At 61.8% G+C, this 12,609-nt stretch carries 14 protein-coding genes; 8 read left to right on the top strand and 6 right to left on the bottom strand.

All coding sequences use genetic code 11. The features are described from left to right. The first annotated feature begins 103 nt into the window (after positions 1-103). From CLU93_RS07675 to CLU93_RS07655, 5 genes are all read left to right on the top strand, one after another. Positions 104-1,177, top strand: coding sequence for a DUF475 domain-containing protein (locus CLU93_RS07675; protein ID WP_099760629.1), 1,074 nt, complete (start codon positions 104-106; stop codon positions 1,175-1,177). A 131-nt stretch (positions 1,178-1,308) separates the two neighbouring features. Next, the gene (locus tag CLU93_RS07670; protein WP_071079413.1) at positions 1,309-1,884 is read left to right on the top strand and encodes a TerD family protein; all 576 of its coding nucleotides are present in this window, start codon (positions 1,309-1,311) and stop codon (positions 1,882-1,884) included. Positions 1,885-1,956: 72 nt separating this feature from the next. Continuing rightward, positions 1,957-2,664, top strand: a complete 708-nt coding sequence (locus tag CLU93_RS07665) for a TIGR00266 family protein (RefSeq protein ID WP_099760628.1) — start codon at positions 1,957-1,959, stop codon at positions 2,662-2,664. Positions 2,665-2,698: 34 nt separating this feature from the next. Further along, positions 2,699-3,280, top strand: a complete 582-nt coding sequence (locus tag CLU93_RS07660) for a TerD family protein (RefSeq protein ID WP_099760627.1) — start codon at positions 2,699-2,701, stop codon at positions 3,278-3,280. A 79-nt stretch (positions 3,281-3,359) separates the two neighbouring features. Continuing rightward, entirely contained in the window at positions 3,360-3,578 is a 219-nt protein-coding gene (locus CLU93_RS07655) for a hypothetical protein (RefSeq protein ID WP_034784905.1), read from the top strand. An 85-nt stretch (positions 3,579-3,663) separates the two neighbouring features. Here the strand turns inward: CLU93_RS07655 and CLU93_RS07650 are convergent, their stop codons facing one another. The 5 genes from CLU93_RS07650 to CLU93_RS07630 form a co-directional block, all read right to left on the bottom strand. Continuing rightward, positions 3,664-5,316: a patatin-like phospholipase family protein gene (locus CLU93_RS07650; protein ID WP_099760626.1), complete on the bottom strand. Its 1,653-nt coding sequence runs from the start codon at positions 5,314-5,316 to the stop codon at positions 3,664-3,666. Between the two features lie 72 nt (positions 5,317-5,388). Further along, positions 5,389-7,704 carry a type II CAAX endopeptidase family protein gene (locus CLU93_RS07645; RefSeq protein ID WP_099760625.1) on the bottom strand — a complete coding sequence of 772 codons (2,316 nt, stop codon included), beginning with the start codon at positions 7,702-7,704 and terminating at the stop codon, positions 5,389-5,391. Next, positions 7,701-8,426, bottom strand: coding sequence for an ABC transporter ATP-binding protein (locus CLU93_RS07640; protein WP_099760624.1), 726 nt, complete (start codon positions 8,424-8,426; stop codon positions 7,701-7,703). Before CLU93_RS07640 ends, CLU93_RS07645 begins: the two co-directional genes overlap by 4 nt. 63 nt (positions 8,427-8,489) lie before the next feature. Beyond that, positions 8,490-9,329, bottom strand: coding sequence for a DUF3667 domain-containing protein (locus CLU93_RS07635; protein ID WP_243420394.1), 840 nt, complete (start codon positions 9,327-9,329; stop codon positions 8,490-8,492). A 133-nt stretch (positions 9,330-9,462) separates the two neighbouring features. Next, positions 9,463-10,155: an ArsR/SmtB family transcription factor gene (locus CLU93_RS07630; RefSeq protein WP_099760623.1), complete on the bottom strand. Its 693-nt coding sequence runs from the start codon at positions 10,153-10,155 to the stop codon at positions 9,463-9,465. A 76-nt stretch (positions 10,156-10,231) separates the two neighbouring features. Here CLU93_RS07630 and CLU93_RS07625 point away from each other — a divergent pair, with 76 nt between their 5' ends. Beyond that, entirely contained in the window at positions 10,232-11,347 is a 1,116-nt protein-coding gene (locus tag CLU93_RS07625) for a cytochrome P450 (RefSeq protein ID WP_099764285.1), read from the top strand. After that, positions 11,344-11,691, top strand: coding sequence for an antibiotic biosynthesis monooxygenase family protein (locus tag CLU93_RS07620; RefSeq protein ID WP_099760622.1), 348 nt, complete (start codon positions 11,344-11,346; stop codon positions 11,689-11,691). The genes CLU93_RS07625 and CLU93_RS07620 overlap by 4 nt, the downstream gene beginning before the upstream one ends. Here the strand turns inward: CLU93_RS07620 and CLU93_RS07615 are convergent. Further along, complete coding sequence (locus tag CLU93_RS07615; RefSeq protein ID WP_099760621.1) at positions 11,688-12,140, bottom strand: hypothetical protein; 453 nt, start codon at positions 12,138-12,140, stop codon at positions 11,688-11,690. The two genes, CLU93_RS07620 and CLU93_RS07615, sit on opposite strands and share 4 nt — an antisense overlap. Before the next feature lie 178 nt (positions 12,141-12,318). On the opposite strand from CLU93_RS07615, the gene CLU93_RS07610 reads away from it, so the two are divergent. Beyond that, complete coding sequence (locus CLU93_RS07610) at positions 12,319-12,585, top strand: hypothetical protein (RefSeq protein ID WP_071079406.1); 267 nt, start codon at positions 12,319-12,321, stop codon at positions 12,583-12,585. Positions 12,586-12,609: the final 24 nt, after the last annotated feature.

The raw sequence follows: 12,609 nt of genomic DNA, 5'->3' as shown, positions 1-12,609 counted from the left end.
TCTTCTGTTTTTACGAAGTAATACTTCCATTATCTTCTATTTTTAAATGTGTCACATGTCCTTATACTACGTTCCATTGAATTTGGATAACGGGGAACTATCGATGAAACATTTCAGAGTGTCATTTCTAGTGACATTTATCTGCCTGTGCATTTCTGCCTGGTGGGGTTATACGCACGGTGGCGTGTCGACCATGCTGTCGGCATTGGGCATCGCGGTGATCCTGAGCGTGATGGAAGTCTCGCTGTCGTTTGACAACGCGGTGGTCAATGCCTCGGTGCTGAAGAACTGGGACAAGTTCTGGCAGAACCTGTTCCTCGGCGTGGGCATCATCATCGCCGTGTTCGGTATGCGTCTGCTGTTCCCGCTGGTCATCGTGGCGCAAGCGGCCGATCTGGGCTTGCTGGAAGTATGGAATCTGGCCCTGAGCAATCCGGAACAGTATTCGATGCACCTGACGAATCACCACGCGGAAGTGGCGGCTTTCGGCGGCATCTTCCTGCTGCTGGTGTTCCTGAACTTCCTGCTGGACTCGGAAAAAGAAACGCACTGGCTGGGCCGTATTGAAGAAAAACTGGGCGCGCTGGGCAAGATCTCGTCAATTTCCGTGATGGTTGCGCTGGGTACCCTGATGGCCAGCCTGTCGATGATCGACGAAGGCCAGAAACTGGTGGTACTGACGGCCGGCCTGTGGGGTATTTTGACCTACGTGGGCGTCGATGTGATCAGCGGCTTGCTGGAAGGCGATAACGGCGACGGCAACATGGGCGACATCATCAAGCGCGGCGGTATCGGCGGCTTCCTGTACCTGGAAGTGCTCGATGCATCGTTCAGCTTTGACGGCGTGATCGGCGCGTTTGCCATCACCAAGGATGTCGTGATCATCATGCTGGGCCTGGCAATCGGCGCGATGTTCGTGCGTTCGATGACGGTGTTCCTGGTGCGCAAGGGCACGCTCGACGAGTTCGTTTATCTGGAGCACGGCGCGCACTATGCGATCGGTATCCTGGCTGTGATCATGTTGGTCAGCATGAAGTTCCACATTCCCGAGATCTTCACGGGTCTGATTGGGGTGGCTTTCATTCTCGCCTCGCTGTGGTCGTCGATCCGCTACAAGCGCAGGATGGCCCTCGAAGAAGGCCAGACGCAAGCGCTGGAGCAGGTCAAGGCAGTGTAAAGAATGCGCGACAAACGACTACACCCGTTTGTCGGCAAGTTGTAGCAAGCGTCGCCGCCGGCCTGGGGAGTCAGGCCGGTGGAGGGCGCCAGGTGTTTGGTCATACACAACCCACATAGGAGAAATACATCATGGCAATCAGTCTGCAAAAAGGCGGCAACGTCAACCTGAGCAAAGAAGCCCCTGGCATTTCGAAGATGATCATCGGCCTGGGCTGGGATGCCCGCGCCACCGACGGCGCCGCATTCGACATCGACGGCTCGATCTTCCTGCTGAAGGCCGACGGCAAGGTTCGCGCCGACGTCGACATGATTTTTTACAACAACCTGAAATCGAGCGACGGTTCCGTCACCCACTCGGGCGACAACACCACCGGCGCTGGCGATGGCGATGATGAAACCGTCATCGTCGACCTGGCCACGGTGCCAGCCGAGATCGACAAGATCGCCGTCTGCGTGACGATTCACGATGCCGAAGCGCGCAAGCAAAACTTTGGTATGGTATCGAAGGCGTACGTGCGTTGCGTGAATGCCAACGGCAACACGGAAATCGCCCGCTTCGACCTGTCGGAAGACGGCTCGGCGGAAACGGCCATGGTCTTCGGTGAAATCTACCGCAATGGCGCCGATTGGAAATTCAAGGCCATCGGCCAGGGCTACAAGGGCGGCCTGGGCCCATTAGCTGCCTCGTTCGGCGTCGGCGTATAAGTTGTAAGCAGTCAAGGCGGTCTGCAGTGTGGACCGTCCCCATCATTATCTAGTTGAGGAAGGAATAGTCAGATGCCAGTTTTTAGTATTACAGGGGATGTCGACCCGTTCCTGCATGTGTCGCTTGCCAAGGGCGAGAAGATTTATTGCGAATCCAATGCGATGGTGATGATGGAAACCAATCTTGAGCTGAAAGGCAAGATGACTGGCGGCATAGGCGCTGCGCTGATGCGCACCTTTGCCAACGGGGAATCGTTCTTTCAGCAGCATATCGAGGCCATGCGGGGCGACGGCGATTGTCTGCTGTCGCCTACATTGCCCGGCGCGATGCGGGTGCTTGATGTGGGCAATGAGGTGGGCACCCAGCAATACATGATCAGCGACGGCGCCTTCGTGGCGGCCAGTGCTGGCGTGGAATTGAAGGTGCGCACGCAAAGCCTTGGCAATGCGCTGTTTGCCCAGAGCGGTGGTTTTTTCATCACCGAGACGGCAGGCAGTGGCCAGTTGGCGGTCTCCGGTTTTGGCGCGATGTCGATACTGGAAGTGACGCCTGGCAAGGACGTGGTGATCGATAACTCGCACGTCGTGTGCTGGGATAACCGCCTGCAATACGAAATTTCCATGACGACCGGCAGCAGCGGCGGCTTTCTGGGTAACCTGATCAATAGCCAGACCAGCGGCGAGGGCGTAGTACTGAAATTTTCAGGCACGGGAAAAATCCTCGTGTGCTCGCGCAACCGCGCAGCCTTCCTCGCCTGGACCCAAAGCAAGCCGGCGTAATCAAGCAGTAACCAACCTAACAGGAGCTATGCGTATGTCTGTCAATTTGAGCAAAGGCCAGAAGATTTCTCTGGATAAAGAAGCTGGTGCCACCCTGACCCGTATCACCATGGGCCTGGGCTGGGATGCGGTCAAGACCAAGGGTTTCCTCGGCTTCGGTTCGAAGACCGAAGCCGTCGACCTGGATGCCTCGTGCGTCATGTTCGACGAGAACAAGAGCACGTCCGACATCGTCTGGTTCCGCCAGCTGAAAAGCAAGGACGGCAGTGTCGTTCACACGGGCGACAACCGCACGGGCGCGGGCGATGGCGACGACGAACAGATCAATGTCGATCTGTCGAAAGTGCCGGCGCACGTGAAAAGCCTGGTCTTCACCGTCAACAGCTTTACTGGACAGAACTTCTCGCAGGTGGAAAACGCCTATTGCCGCATCTTGAATGCCAGCAATAACCAGGAAGTCGCGCGTTTCAACCTGTCTGTGCAAGGTTCCCACACGGCACAGATCATGGCCAGGCTGTACCGCCATAACGGCGAATGGAAGATGCACGCCATCGGTGAAAACGGCAACGGTCGCACGTTTGACGACTTAATGCCGCAGATTACCGTGCATCTATAAGGAGCAGTACGCAGCGGGCGGGGGACGGACCGGATACCGGCCCTTGTCCGCTGCTCTAAGTTTAGGAGAGTATGTCGTGATGCGATTGCTGATAGCCTTGCTACTTCCGTGTCTCACGTTTTTCATGCTGGGGCGCCCGCTGGCCGGTGCCGCCGCCTTGATCTTGCAGTGCACTGTGATCGGCTGGGCGCCGGCGGCCCTGTGGGCCCTGTACACGGTGAACCAGCATAAAACGGAGCAGGAACTGGAAGGTGCGTTAAGCCGCAGCTACATGCGCAGGCGTAGTCGCTTGATTTAAGGTCGATTGATTTAAATCAGCCGGGCGCCAGGAATCCTTGCGCTAAAGCCCGCACGAGCGATCGTGCGGGCTTTTTTGTGCGCGCTCACTTCTTGCAGCGTATCGGCACGTTCACGGAATTACCGTCCGAACTTAAGTTGCGGTACTGTAAATCTTCGCTTTCAATGGCGAAGCGCGGCACGGCGTGCACATAGCGCTGCTTGCAGACGGTATCGTCATTGATCAGCTGGCCCGCCAGCATGTAGTCGCACAGGGCGAAGCGCGATTCTTCGTCGTCGAGGATCAGCACGCGCGCGGCGCTGTACAGGGCCGCTTGCAAGACGTCCGGGCTGCAGTTTTCCGGGCCCGTCAGCTTCAGATGGGTTTTTGTTTGCGTGGCCATGCGTTGCAGCTTGACGAGGGCGGCGCGCTCTTCCTTGCGCGCGCCATCGACTTGCGCATCGCCGCTGGACAGGCGCAGCGCCAGCGAGGCGATCTGGTCGATGGAAATATGCCAGGCAAAGCCTTCCAGCCGCGTGCGGATCTGGCCGGGCAAGGGATCGGCCGCATCGACTTCGCAGCGGTACTGGCCCAGATGGGGCCGGCACAGCACGGGAATGGCAAAGGCCGAGGTGCGCTTGCCCTTGACGAATTTCTGGCTCAGGTCGCCGAAGTTTTCATGCGTGATGGTGTCGAAGCGGGCTTGCCCAAAGCCCATCTTGACGAGGTTTTCCTTGCGCTGGCGTGAAAACAGGGCGTCGACGGCATCGTAGATATTCTTGTTGAAGATGCGGTCCAGTGGCTGGCGCTCGTCCGACATCTTTTCGAACACGGCGCTGGAATTGGGCGCGTTGGCATCGATGGCAATGAGGATGAAGGGCTTGCTGTTCAAGCGCGGCGGCACGATGGCCATGTCGTTGCCGTACAGCTGCGTCAGGGCCACGTCCCACAGGGTTTCCACGCCCAGGTTGTCGGCCGCGCCGCCGTCGAACAGGTGCACATAGGACGGCGATTCGCGCGATTCGGAACCGAGTTCCGGCACGAAACTGTTTTTCGGGCGGAAACGCTCGAAAGTGACGGAATCGAACACGCCGGGAAAGGCGGCCGAGGTGGCCACGGCCGTGGCCAGGCGGATATTCTGGATCGGCGAATGCAGGGTGCCGTAAAAATACTCATAGGAAAACACCACGCGCTTGCCGCCATCGGTGGCGTCCGTCGCGTTGGCCAGGAAAATGGGGCCGTCATGCGGCAAGTCCTGGTAGGTTTTCTTGTCGTACAGCACATCGTCCAGCACGTCGGACAGGAACGAGGTGCGCGTCTTGTTCGTCAACAACATCGTCGTCAGGTTGGCCGGTTTCAAAATGGTCTGGCCGAAGAAATCCGTTTTGAGTTTGCTGCGCAGCAAGGGCCAGTCCGTCTGCTTGCCATGCAGCGCGTAGTAGCCGCCCGCGATGGCGCCGCCCGACACGCCGGAGATGGCCGAGGCGCCGCTGACGAGGCCGAACTCTTCCAGCTGCTCCAGCGAGGCGGCCGAGAAATTGGCGGCGCGGCTGCCGCCGCCGGACAGGGCGATGCCGATGAAGTGGTCGCTTGGCATGGGATTCTGGATGCGCGCCTTGGGCGCGTCGATGCGCAGGCGCGGGGTTTCCTGCACGGCAAACGTGCGGTTTTCGATGCCGCTGTTGGGGCGCAGGGCGAGTACCGTGCAGCCGCTCAGCAGCGCAGCGAGGATAAATGGGACGAACAAGCGTGGATGCATGCGTGATCTGTGCGTAGTCAGGGGTTGGGATACGGACGGAAACGTGTGCGATTCTAGCAAACCCTGCAACAATCACCTATTCAGCTGGTAGCCGAGCATGGCGGCGTTGTACAGCGCGTGGACGAGCATGGGCGCCAGCAGCGCGCCGCTGCGCTCATAGGCATAACCCGCGCACAAGCCCAGCACGAAGACGGGCAGCATGGCGGCGGGGGGATGCACGATGGCAAACAGCGCGGCGCCGATGCCGATCGCTTGCCAGGCCGTCAGTGAGCGGCGCAAGCCGCCCTGCAGCAAGCCGCGAAAGATGAATTCCTCGTACAGGGGCGCGGCCAGCACGCCCACGGCCAGCAGCCACAGCGCGTCTCCATTGATCTGTATCAATGGCGAAGCGGCAGGCGGCAGCAGGGCCGCGCAGCCGATGCCGAACAGGACCGCGACACAGGCGCCCGCGCATCCCCGGCGCCACGGCTGGTGGCCCTGTCCGATGCGCGGCACGCCGGCCGTCCTGGCGCGCCAGTAGACGAGGCGCAGCAGCGCATACGTGAACGCACCGGCCGCGCCGAAGGCGATGGCCAGCTGCGCCAGCGGCGCCGTACTGGTGCCTTTGAGCAGGATCAAGGCCAGTGTTTGCAGAATAAAAAACAGCATGGCGGCGATCAGGCCATCCGAGGCCGACACCCTGGCCGGCGGCGAGGCGGCGGGATCGAGCAGATAGGGCAGCGCATCGCGCGCCTTTTGCCACAGTGCCAGGGCCAGCGCCACCGTCAGCACGACAAACACCAGTTGCTGCGCCACGCTGCCGGCGGCCAGGGCGGCGAGGTACAAGCCGGTGAGCAGCAAATACAGATACATATACGTGGGACGCACCTTTGCCGTGGTTTCCGTGGCCAGCGGGTCGCTGGCAAACACACCCAGCGCCACGGCGATCAGCGAATACAAGGGGATGCCGGCCAGGGCCAGCAGCATCAGGCCCGCCGTTTGCCACGACCAGGTGGGCAGCCAGGCCAGCGCCACGCCGAACAGGACCAATGGATACAGCAGGGCCAGCACGGCCCACAGCTGCGCCTTTTGCCACAGCGCCTGCTCGATGGAGACGGGAAACGTATACAGCAGCCACAGCGCGCCACCTTCCTTGTTCAGAGTCTGGAAAGCCGACATCATCAGCACATAGCTGCCGAGGAAAAAGCCGGTCGAGGCCAGCAGGACAGGATGCTCCAGCAGTGCGTGCACGTCGCGCGCCTGGCCCGTAAACAAGGCTTGCCCGCCGAGGATCAGCAGGGGCATCAGCAGGGTTTGCACGAGAAAATTACGGTCGCGCAAGAGTAACGTCAGCTCGCGCCGCTGGATCACCGTGCCGATGCGCGGGCGCCACCGCTGCGTGGGTGCCGCTGCCGGCTTGCGCGCCGCTTCGCGCTGGCCCGCGCCGACCACGCCGTGGCGCAACTGGCGGCGCAGCATCGCCATGCCCAGCAGCATCAACAGCAGCGTTTGTGCCAGCAGCAGGATAGCGGGCAGCAAGGCGGCCACGCCATCGGCATTGAGCAAGCGCACCAGCAGGCCCGGCGGCGTCCAGCTGCTCCAGGCGGGCATGGCGGCCGCCCAGCCATGGGCGAAGCCGCCCGTGCCCATGCCGAAAGACATGCCCATATACATGGGAAACAGGCCCGCCAGCGAGATCACTGCCTGCAGGTTGCCCAGCCGGGATGGCGTGAGCGACAGGCGCAAGCCCGTGTCGACGAGGGTGCGCAGCATGGCGGCCAGGGCCAGCAGGACCAGGCTGGCGAACAGGCCGGACAGTGGCGACAGCCAGCCCTGGCCCGAGTACCAGGCGATCACGGTCGTGCTGGGCCACAGGGCCAGCAAGCCGGCCGGATTGACGAGCGTGCGTTCGAGCACGCGCGCCCACAGCAAGGTGCTTTTCTCGGCGGGCAGGGTGACCAGCCATTCCAGGTCCCAATCCGGCTTCGATAGTTCTCCCATGCCCAGCGGCAGCAGGACGCTGACCAGCCACAGCAGCGCCAGTTGCAGGGTCAGGCCGCCCACCAGTACCGGGCTGAACGGCGTGGCCATCAGTTGCGCGATGACGGGGTCGAGCAAATGGCTGCCCGTGTGCAGGCTGCCGCGCGCCTGGCAGGCGGCAACCTGGTCCAGCAAACAATGCATGTTCAGCACGCTGTGGCGGGCGATGCTGCCGAAGGAAAACAGCATGGGCAGCAAGAACAGCGCGCCCAGCAGCCAGCGTCCGCCACGCTTGCCCCGTGTGGCGGGGCGGCTTTTACTGTTTTTCTTGAAGGAAAGCCCCCGGCCGCTGACGTTGAGCAGGCGCTGCAGGCGCAAGCGGGTCAGCAGCCAGACGGCGCGCCAGGCAGAGGGCGGCGTCGCTGTCATGTGGTTTCATCGGTCAGTTGCAAGAAAAGGTCTTCCAGGCTGCCGTCGCTGGACAGCTGCTGGCGAATCTCGTCCAGGCTGCCCGTGGCGACCAGGGCACCCCGGTGGATGATGGCGACCCGGCTGCACAGCTTTTGCGCCATATCGAGCAAATGCGTGGAAACGAAGATGGTGGTGCCGGCGGCGGCGCGGCGCAGCAAGCGTTCCTGCACGTCGCGCGAGGCACGCGGGTCGAGGCCGTTGATCGGCTCGTCGAGGATCAGCACGGCCGGATCGTGGATCAGCGCGCAAGCCAGGCCCAGTTTTTTCTTCATGCCCAGCGAGTAATTGACGGCGAAATCCTCGCTCGCTTCATCCAGGCCGAACTCCGTCAACAGGCGCGCGGCGCGGGCGGCCGCTTCCGCGCGCGTAAAACCATGCATTTCAGCGACGAATTGCAGTATTTCACGGCCGCGCAAATAATCGTAAAAGATCGGGGTGTCGGGCAGGTAGCCCACCTTGCGCTTGACGGCGGCACCGTCGCGGTGGCAATCGAGGCCATCGACCAGCACACGGCCGCTGCTGGGCACCAGGATGCCCATCAGCATGCGGATGGTGGTGGTTTTTCCCGCCCCGTTCGGGCCCAGGAAGCCGAAGACTTCACCTTTACCCACTTGCAAGGTCAGCGGCTTGACGGCCTCGAACGTGCCGTACTGTTTGGACAAGCCTTCAAAGGCAATCATCGTGCATCCCAAAAAAGATAGCGTGCAGGATGATAGCCCGAGACGGCGCCGCCGGCGCGTCCCTTAATGTCGCAGCATGACGCCGATGGCAATGCAGGCCAGGATCGCCAGGCTCATGGCGATGCCGTAGGCTGCCATCAATACCAGCCAGCGGCAGATGGTGGCGAGTTTGCCGCTTCGGTACACGCGCCACATGGCCCAGGGCAGATAGGCCAGCAGCCAGGCGCCAAGCGCAAGGCGGATGATGTTGACGGGGATCAAGGTCATCAGCGCCATCGTGATGAAGGCGAAGGCATTCGTATGCAGCGCGAACAGGAAATGTTCGCCATAGCGCCGTCCGCTGCCCAGGTAAAGGATTTTCAGGAACAGGGCGAACAGCGGCATCAGGCAAAACATGGCGTACGGCGCGTAATGGTAAAAGCTGTCCACCACGAGTTTTTGTTTCTCGGCCGTAGGTAGTTGCTCGAAGTCTTGCCATTGCTGCGGCAGCGTGGGTGTCTGGCCCAAGATGCTGACCTGCATGGCCGATGACTTGTTTGCCGCAATTTGCGGGGTGCCATGGGCGCTCATTTGGGCTTGCTGGCCATGGACGGTGAGGAATACGGCGGGGCTGCTGAACTTGAGGATGGCAAAGAACAGGATGCTGAAGGTCAGGTAGACGCGCAGCGGCTCGACGTAGCGCACGCGGCGTCCCGCGATGTATTCATTGCTCAGTGCGCCAGGACGGAACAGCAGCAAGGCCAGGGTACGCCAGAGCTTGCCTTCGAGCGCCACATAATGGGCGACAAATTCATGCAGGAATTCGCGTGCGCTGGGCATGTGCAGGGTCGTCGTCTGGCCGCAGGCGCTGCAGAAGTTGCCTGGCGCATCGGTATTGCAGTTATGGCAGGTGCTGGATGACACTGTTTTCAAGATGAACTCTTTCCATGGCCAAAAAATGATCGCTCAAGGGCGCAGCCTATGATGAATGAAAAGAATGATAAAAGCACATTTTTATCTTTTTCGTTGCTTCCGAGATACAAAAAGGCTGCGCCGTTCAGCCTCCACCAAAGGAGGCCAGCAGGCGCCGTTCACCGGCTGGCGTGAGGCGCAGGGCGCGGCTGTCGAGTTCGCGTTCGGCCCAGCGCTGGCGCAGGGCCAGTTGCAGGATGGCGGTACCCAGCGCGCCGCCCAGGTGGGCACGCCGCTCGCTCCAGTCCAGGCAGGCACAGGCGAAGCGGCGGCGCTGCTTGTGTAATTGCGGCACGTCGATGCCCAGCGCCGCCATGCCGGCCGCGCCCGCTTCCGACAGGCGATATTCTCCTTCATCGTCGAGCAGCCAGCCTTGGGCGAGCAACTGGTCGTGCACGGTGACAGCCACCGTGCCGGCCATGTGGTCGTAGCAAGTGCGCGCCTGGCGCAGGCGGTCGGGCGTGGAGGGCGAAAAGGGCGTCGCCGGCACGCCGGCCACCACCAGCAGCGCTTCCAGCGCTCGCGCCACCTCCGTGCTGGCCAGGCGGTAATAGCGGTGCTTGCCCTGCGCCACCATCGACAGCAAACCATCGTCGCGCAAGCGGCTCAGATGGGCGCTGGCCGTCGAGGCGCCCACTTCGGCCAGCGTGGCCAATTCCGTCGCCGTGCGCGCATGGCCGTCGAGCAAGCTGCACAGCATGCGCGCGCGGGCCGGTTCGGCGATGGCGCCGGCCAGTTGCGCCAGACCCATGTCGGCCGAAGGAAGTTTGTCATCCATGATTCGTTCGTGGGCGAAGTGTTGTGGTGGAAGGGGCAGCATACTCGGCTCCCTACCTCACTGCAATGGAATGCGCATGCCGCTTGCCGACTTTGTTATCGACCCCGCCGACCCTTTCGCTGCCGTCACCCACGCGGCGCCGTATGATTATTATCGCCGCCTGGCGGATGGTCCGCCGCTGCGTTTTGATGCGGCACTCGACTGCTGGCTGGCGACGGGCGCGGCCGGCGTGCTGGCCGTGCTGGCACATCCCGCTTGCCGCGTGCGTCCGATTGGACAGCCTGTACCGGATACTCTGGCGGGCACGCCGTGCGGCGCGATTTTTGCCGAACTGGTGCGTATGAACGATGGCGAACGGCATGCCGTGCCAAAACAGGTGCTGGCGCGCGCGCTGGGCCAGGTGGATCTGGCGCGCCTGCAGGAGCGGGCGATGCATCTTGCTGGTGATCGCATGCCAGGCGATGCTGTCCAGCTTAACGATGCGATTTTTCAACTGCCCCTGTTCGCCATGGCCGACTTGCTGGGCTTTGCGCCAGCGCAATGGCCGTCGCTGGCCGCCTGGACGCGCGATTTTGTCGCCTGCCTGTCGCCGCTGAGCAATGGTGAACAACTGGCCGGCGCGCAAGTGGCAGCCGACGCCCTGCTGCAAGCTTTTGCCGCCTTGCTGCGCGAGGGCGATGTGAGGCCCGGCAGCCTGCTGGCCAGTATCGTGACAGAGACCGATGCCATGGGGAGCGGCTTGCTGGCCAACCTCGTGGGCTTGCTGTCGCAGACGTGCGATGCCACAGCCGGCTTGTTGGGCAATGCCATCGTGACTTTGCGCGCGCAGCCTGACTTGCTGCCGTCACTGCGCGCCGCCCCTCAGCGATGGCCGGCCCTGTTGCGCGAAGTTAGCCAGCGTGATCCCGCCATCCACAACACGCGCCGCTACACGGCCGATGCCGTGGAAGTGCATGGCGTGCGCGTGCCGGCCGGGCAGATGATCGTCGTCGTGCTGGCCAGCGCTTGCGATGCGGAGTTGGGCTTTGGCCATGGCCGCCACGGTTGTCCGGGCCAGTCCATCGCGCACACCATCGCCACGGCTTGCCTGCAGGCGTGGGCCGATGCGTTGCAACGCATGCCGCTGGCGTGGCGCTACCTGCCGTCGCTGAATGCCCGCATCCCCGTCTTTAGCCCAGGAGAAATGAAATGATTGCCGTGATTTTCGAAGTCTGGCCCAGCGTCGAAGGGCGCCAGCACTATCTGGACCTGGCGGCGTCCCTGCGGCCCTTGCTCGATGAAGTCGATGGGTTCATTTCCATCGAGCGCTTCAGCAGCTTGAGCGAGCCAGGCAAATTGCTGTCGCTATCCTTCTTTCGCGACGAGGCGGCGCTGGCGCAGTGGCGGCAGCTGGAAGCGCACCGCGCGGCGCAGTCGGCCGGCCGGCAGGGCGTATTTGACGATTACCGGCTGCGCATCGCCGCCGTCGTGCGCGATTACAGTATGCTGGACCGGCAACAGGCGCCGGCCGACAGTCGCCAACGTCACAGCGTTTAGCGGGGCAGCGCGCCCTGCGTGATTTTTACTTTGACCCGATACGTGGCCGCGGCCGCATTCATCGCTGGCGGCGTGGCCGGGTCGACGTCGAGCAGGGTGAACGTCAGGTGGTTGATGCTGACGGAACTGGCGGCGCCGGGCATGGAATCGGACAGGACGATGTCGGTGGCGCCCGCGCTATTGAGCAAACTGAAGCTGTAGCTGACATAGCCTTTCCACACGCATACGGCGCCCTTGCGGCAGCGGCTGTCGTTGACGCGCTCGAGTTTCAGGGTATCGGTGGCCGTGATGGCGACCTGTTCGCCCGGCGAGAGTACGTGGGTGACGCTGCGCGGCGTGTTTTCCGCGTCGCCGGCGCTGCCGGCCGCGCCGCAGCCAGCCAGTACGGCCAGGCAGGCGATGAGCAGGGGCAGCAGCAGGGTACGACAAGAGTGGTTCAGAGTAGACATGTTTTTCCTTTCAGGTAGAACGTCCCGGGCGTGCTTGTTCGCACGTGGGATAAAATGATAGTAACAAAATGATATTTTTCCGGCGCACTATTGGCGTGCTGCCGATGAATTGATGCGCCGGCCACGCGGCGCGCCGATTACTGCGTAAAATGGCTGTTTTGAAAATCAGGAAACAACCATGAAAAAAACTGCCCTGGCGAAAAGCGATGCCAAGAAACTGATGGGAAAGATGAATGTTCCCGGCGCCGGTGCATTCGGTAAGGAAGCGGTGGTCGTCGACCGCCGCGAGCAGCGCAAGCGCGATCAGGCACTGGGCCTGGTGCCATTCGCCGTCAAGCTGAACAGCGATCTGGTGTTGCAATTGCAGACCCTGGCCAAGGAACGCGATGCGGATCTGAATGAATTGGTCGCCGAGCTGATCACCAAGGGCTTGGCTGCAGCATAAGGGCTGACAATGTTTATCTGTTGA

It is taken from the genome of Janthinobacterium sp. 35, from assembly GCF_002754575.1.
Lineage (GTDB): Bacteria > Pseudomonadota > Gammaproteobacteria > Burkholderiales > Burkholderiaceae_D > Janthinobacterium > Janthinobacterium tructae.
Note: the sequence above shows the minus strand (reverse complement) of the source record. Positions and strands in the feature narration are given on the sequence as shown.

Coding starts and splice junctions, on each gene's coding strand:
- CLU93_RS07675 (WP_099760629.1), top strand. CDS start 104: ATGAAACATTTCAGAGTGTCATTTCTAGTGACATTTATCTGCCTGTGC.
- CLU93_RS07630 (WP_099760623.1), bottom strand. CDS start 10,155: ATGGATGACAAACTTCCTTCGGCCGACATGGGTCTGGCGCAACTGGCC.
- CLU93_RS07625 (WP_099764285.1), top strand. CDS start 10,232: ATGCCGCTTGCCGACTTTGTTATCGACCCCGCCGACCCTTTCGCTGCC.
- CLU93_RS07660 (WP_099760627.1), top strand. CDS start 2,699: ATGTCTGTCAATTTGAGCAAAGGCCAGAAGATTTCTCTGGATAAAGAA.
- CLU93_RS07615 (WP_099760621.1), bottom strand. CDS start 12,140: ATGTCTACTCTGAACCACTCTTGTCGTACCCTGCTGCTGCCCCTGCTC.
- CLU93_RS07670 (WP_071079413.1), top strand. CDS start 1,309: ATGGCAATCAGTCTGCAAAAAGGCGGCAACGTCAACCTGAGCAAAGAA.
- CLU93_RS07610 (WP_071079406.1), top strand. CDS start 12,319: ATGAAAAAAACTGCCCTGGCGAAAAGCGATGCCAAGAAACTGATGGGA.
- CLU93_RS07650 (WP_099760626.1), bottom strand. CDS start 5,316: ATGCATCCACGCTTGTTCGTCCCATTTATCCTCGCTGCGCTGCTGAGC.
- CLU93_RS07645 (WP_099760625.1), bottom strand. CDS start 7,704: ATGACAGCGACGCCGCCCTCTGCCTGGCGCGCCGTCTGGCTGCTGACC.
- CLU93_RS07655 (WP_034784905.1), top strand. CDS start 3,360: ATGCGATTGCTGATAGCCTTGCTACTTCCGTGTCTCACGTTTTTCATG.
- CLU93_RS07665 (WP_099760628.1), top strand. CDS start 1,957: ATGCCAGTTTTTAGTATTACAGGGGATGTCGACCCGTTCCTGCATGTG.
- CLU93_RS07620 (WP_099760622.1), top strand. CDS start 11,344: ATGATTGCCGTGATTTTCGAAGTCTGGCCCAGCGTCGAAGGGCGCCAG.
- CLU93_RS07640 (WP_099760624.1), bottom strand. CDS start 8,426: ATGATTGCCTTTGAAGGCTTGTCCAAACAGTACGGCACGTTCGAGGCC.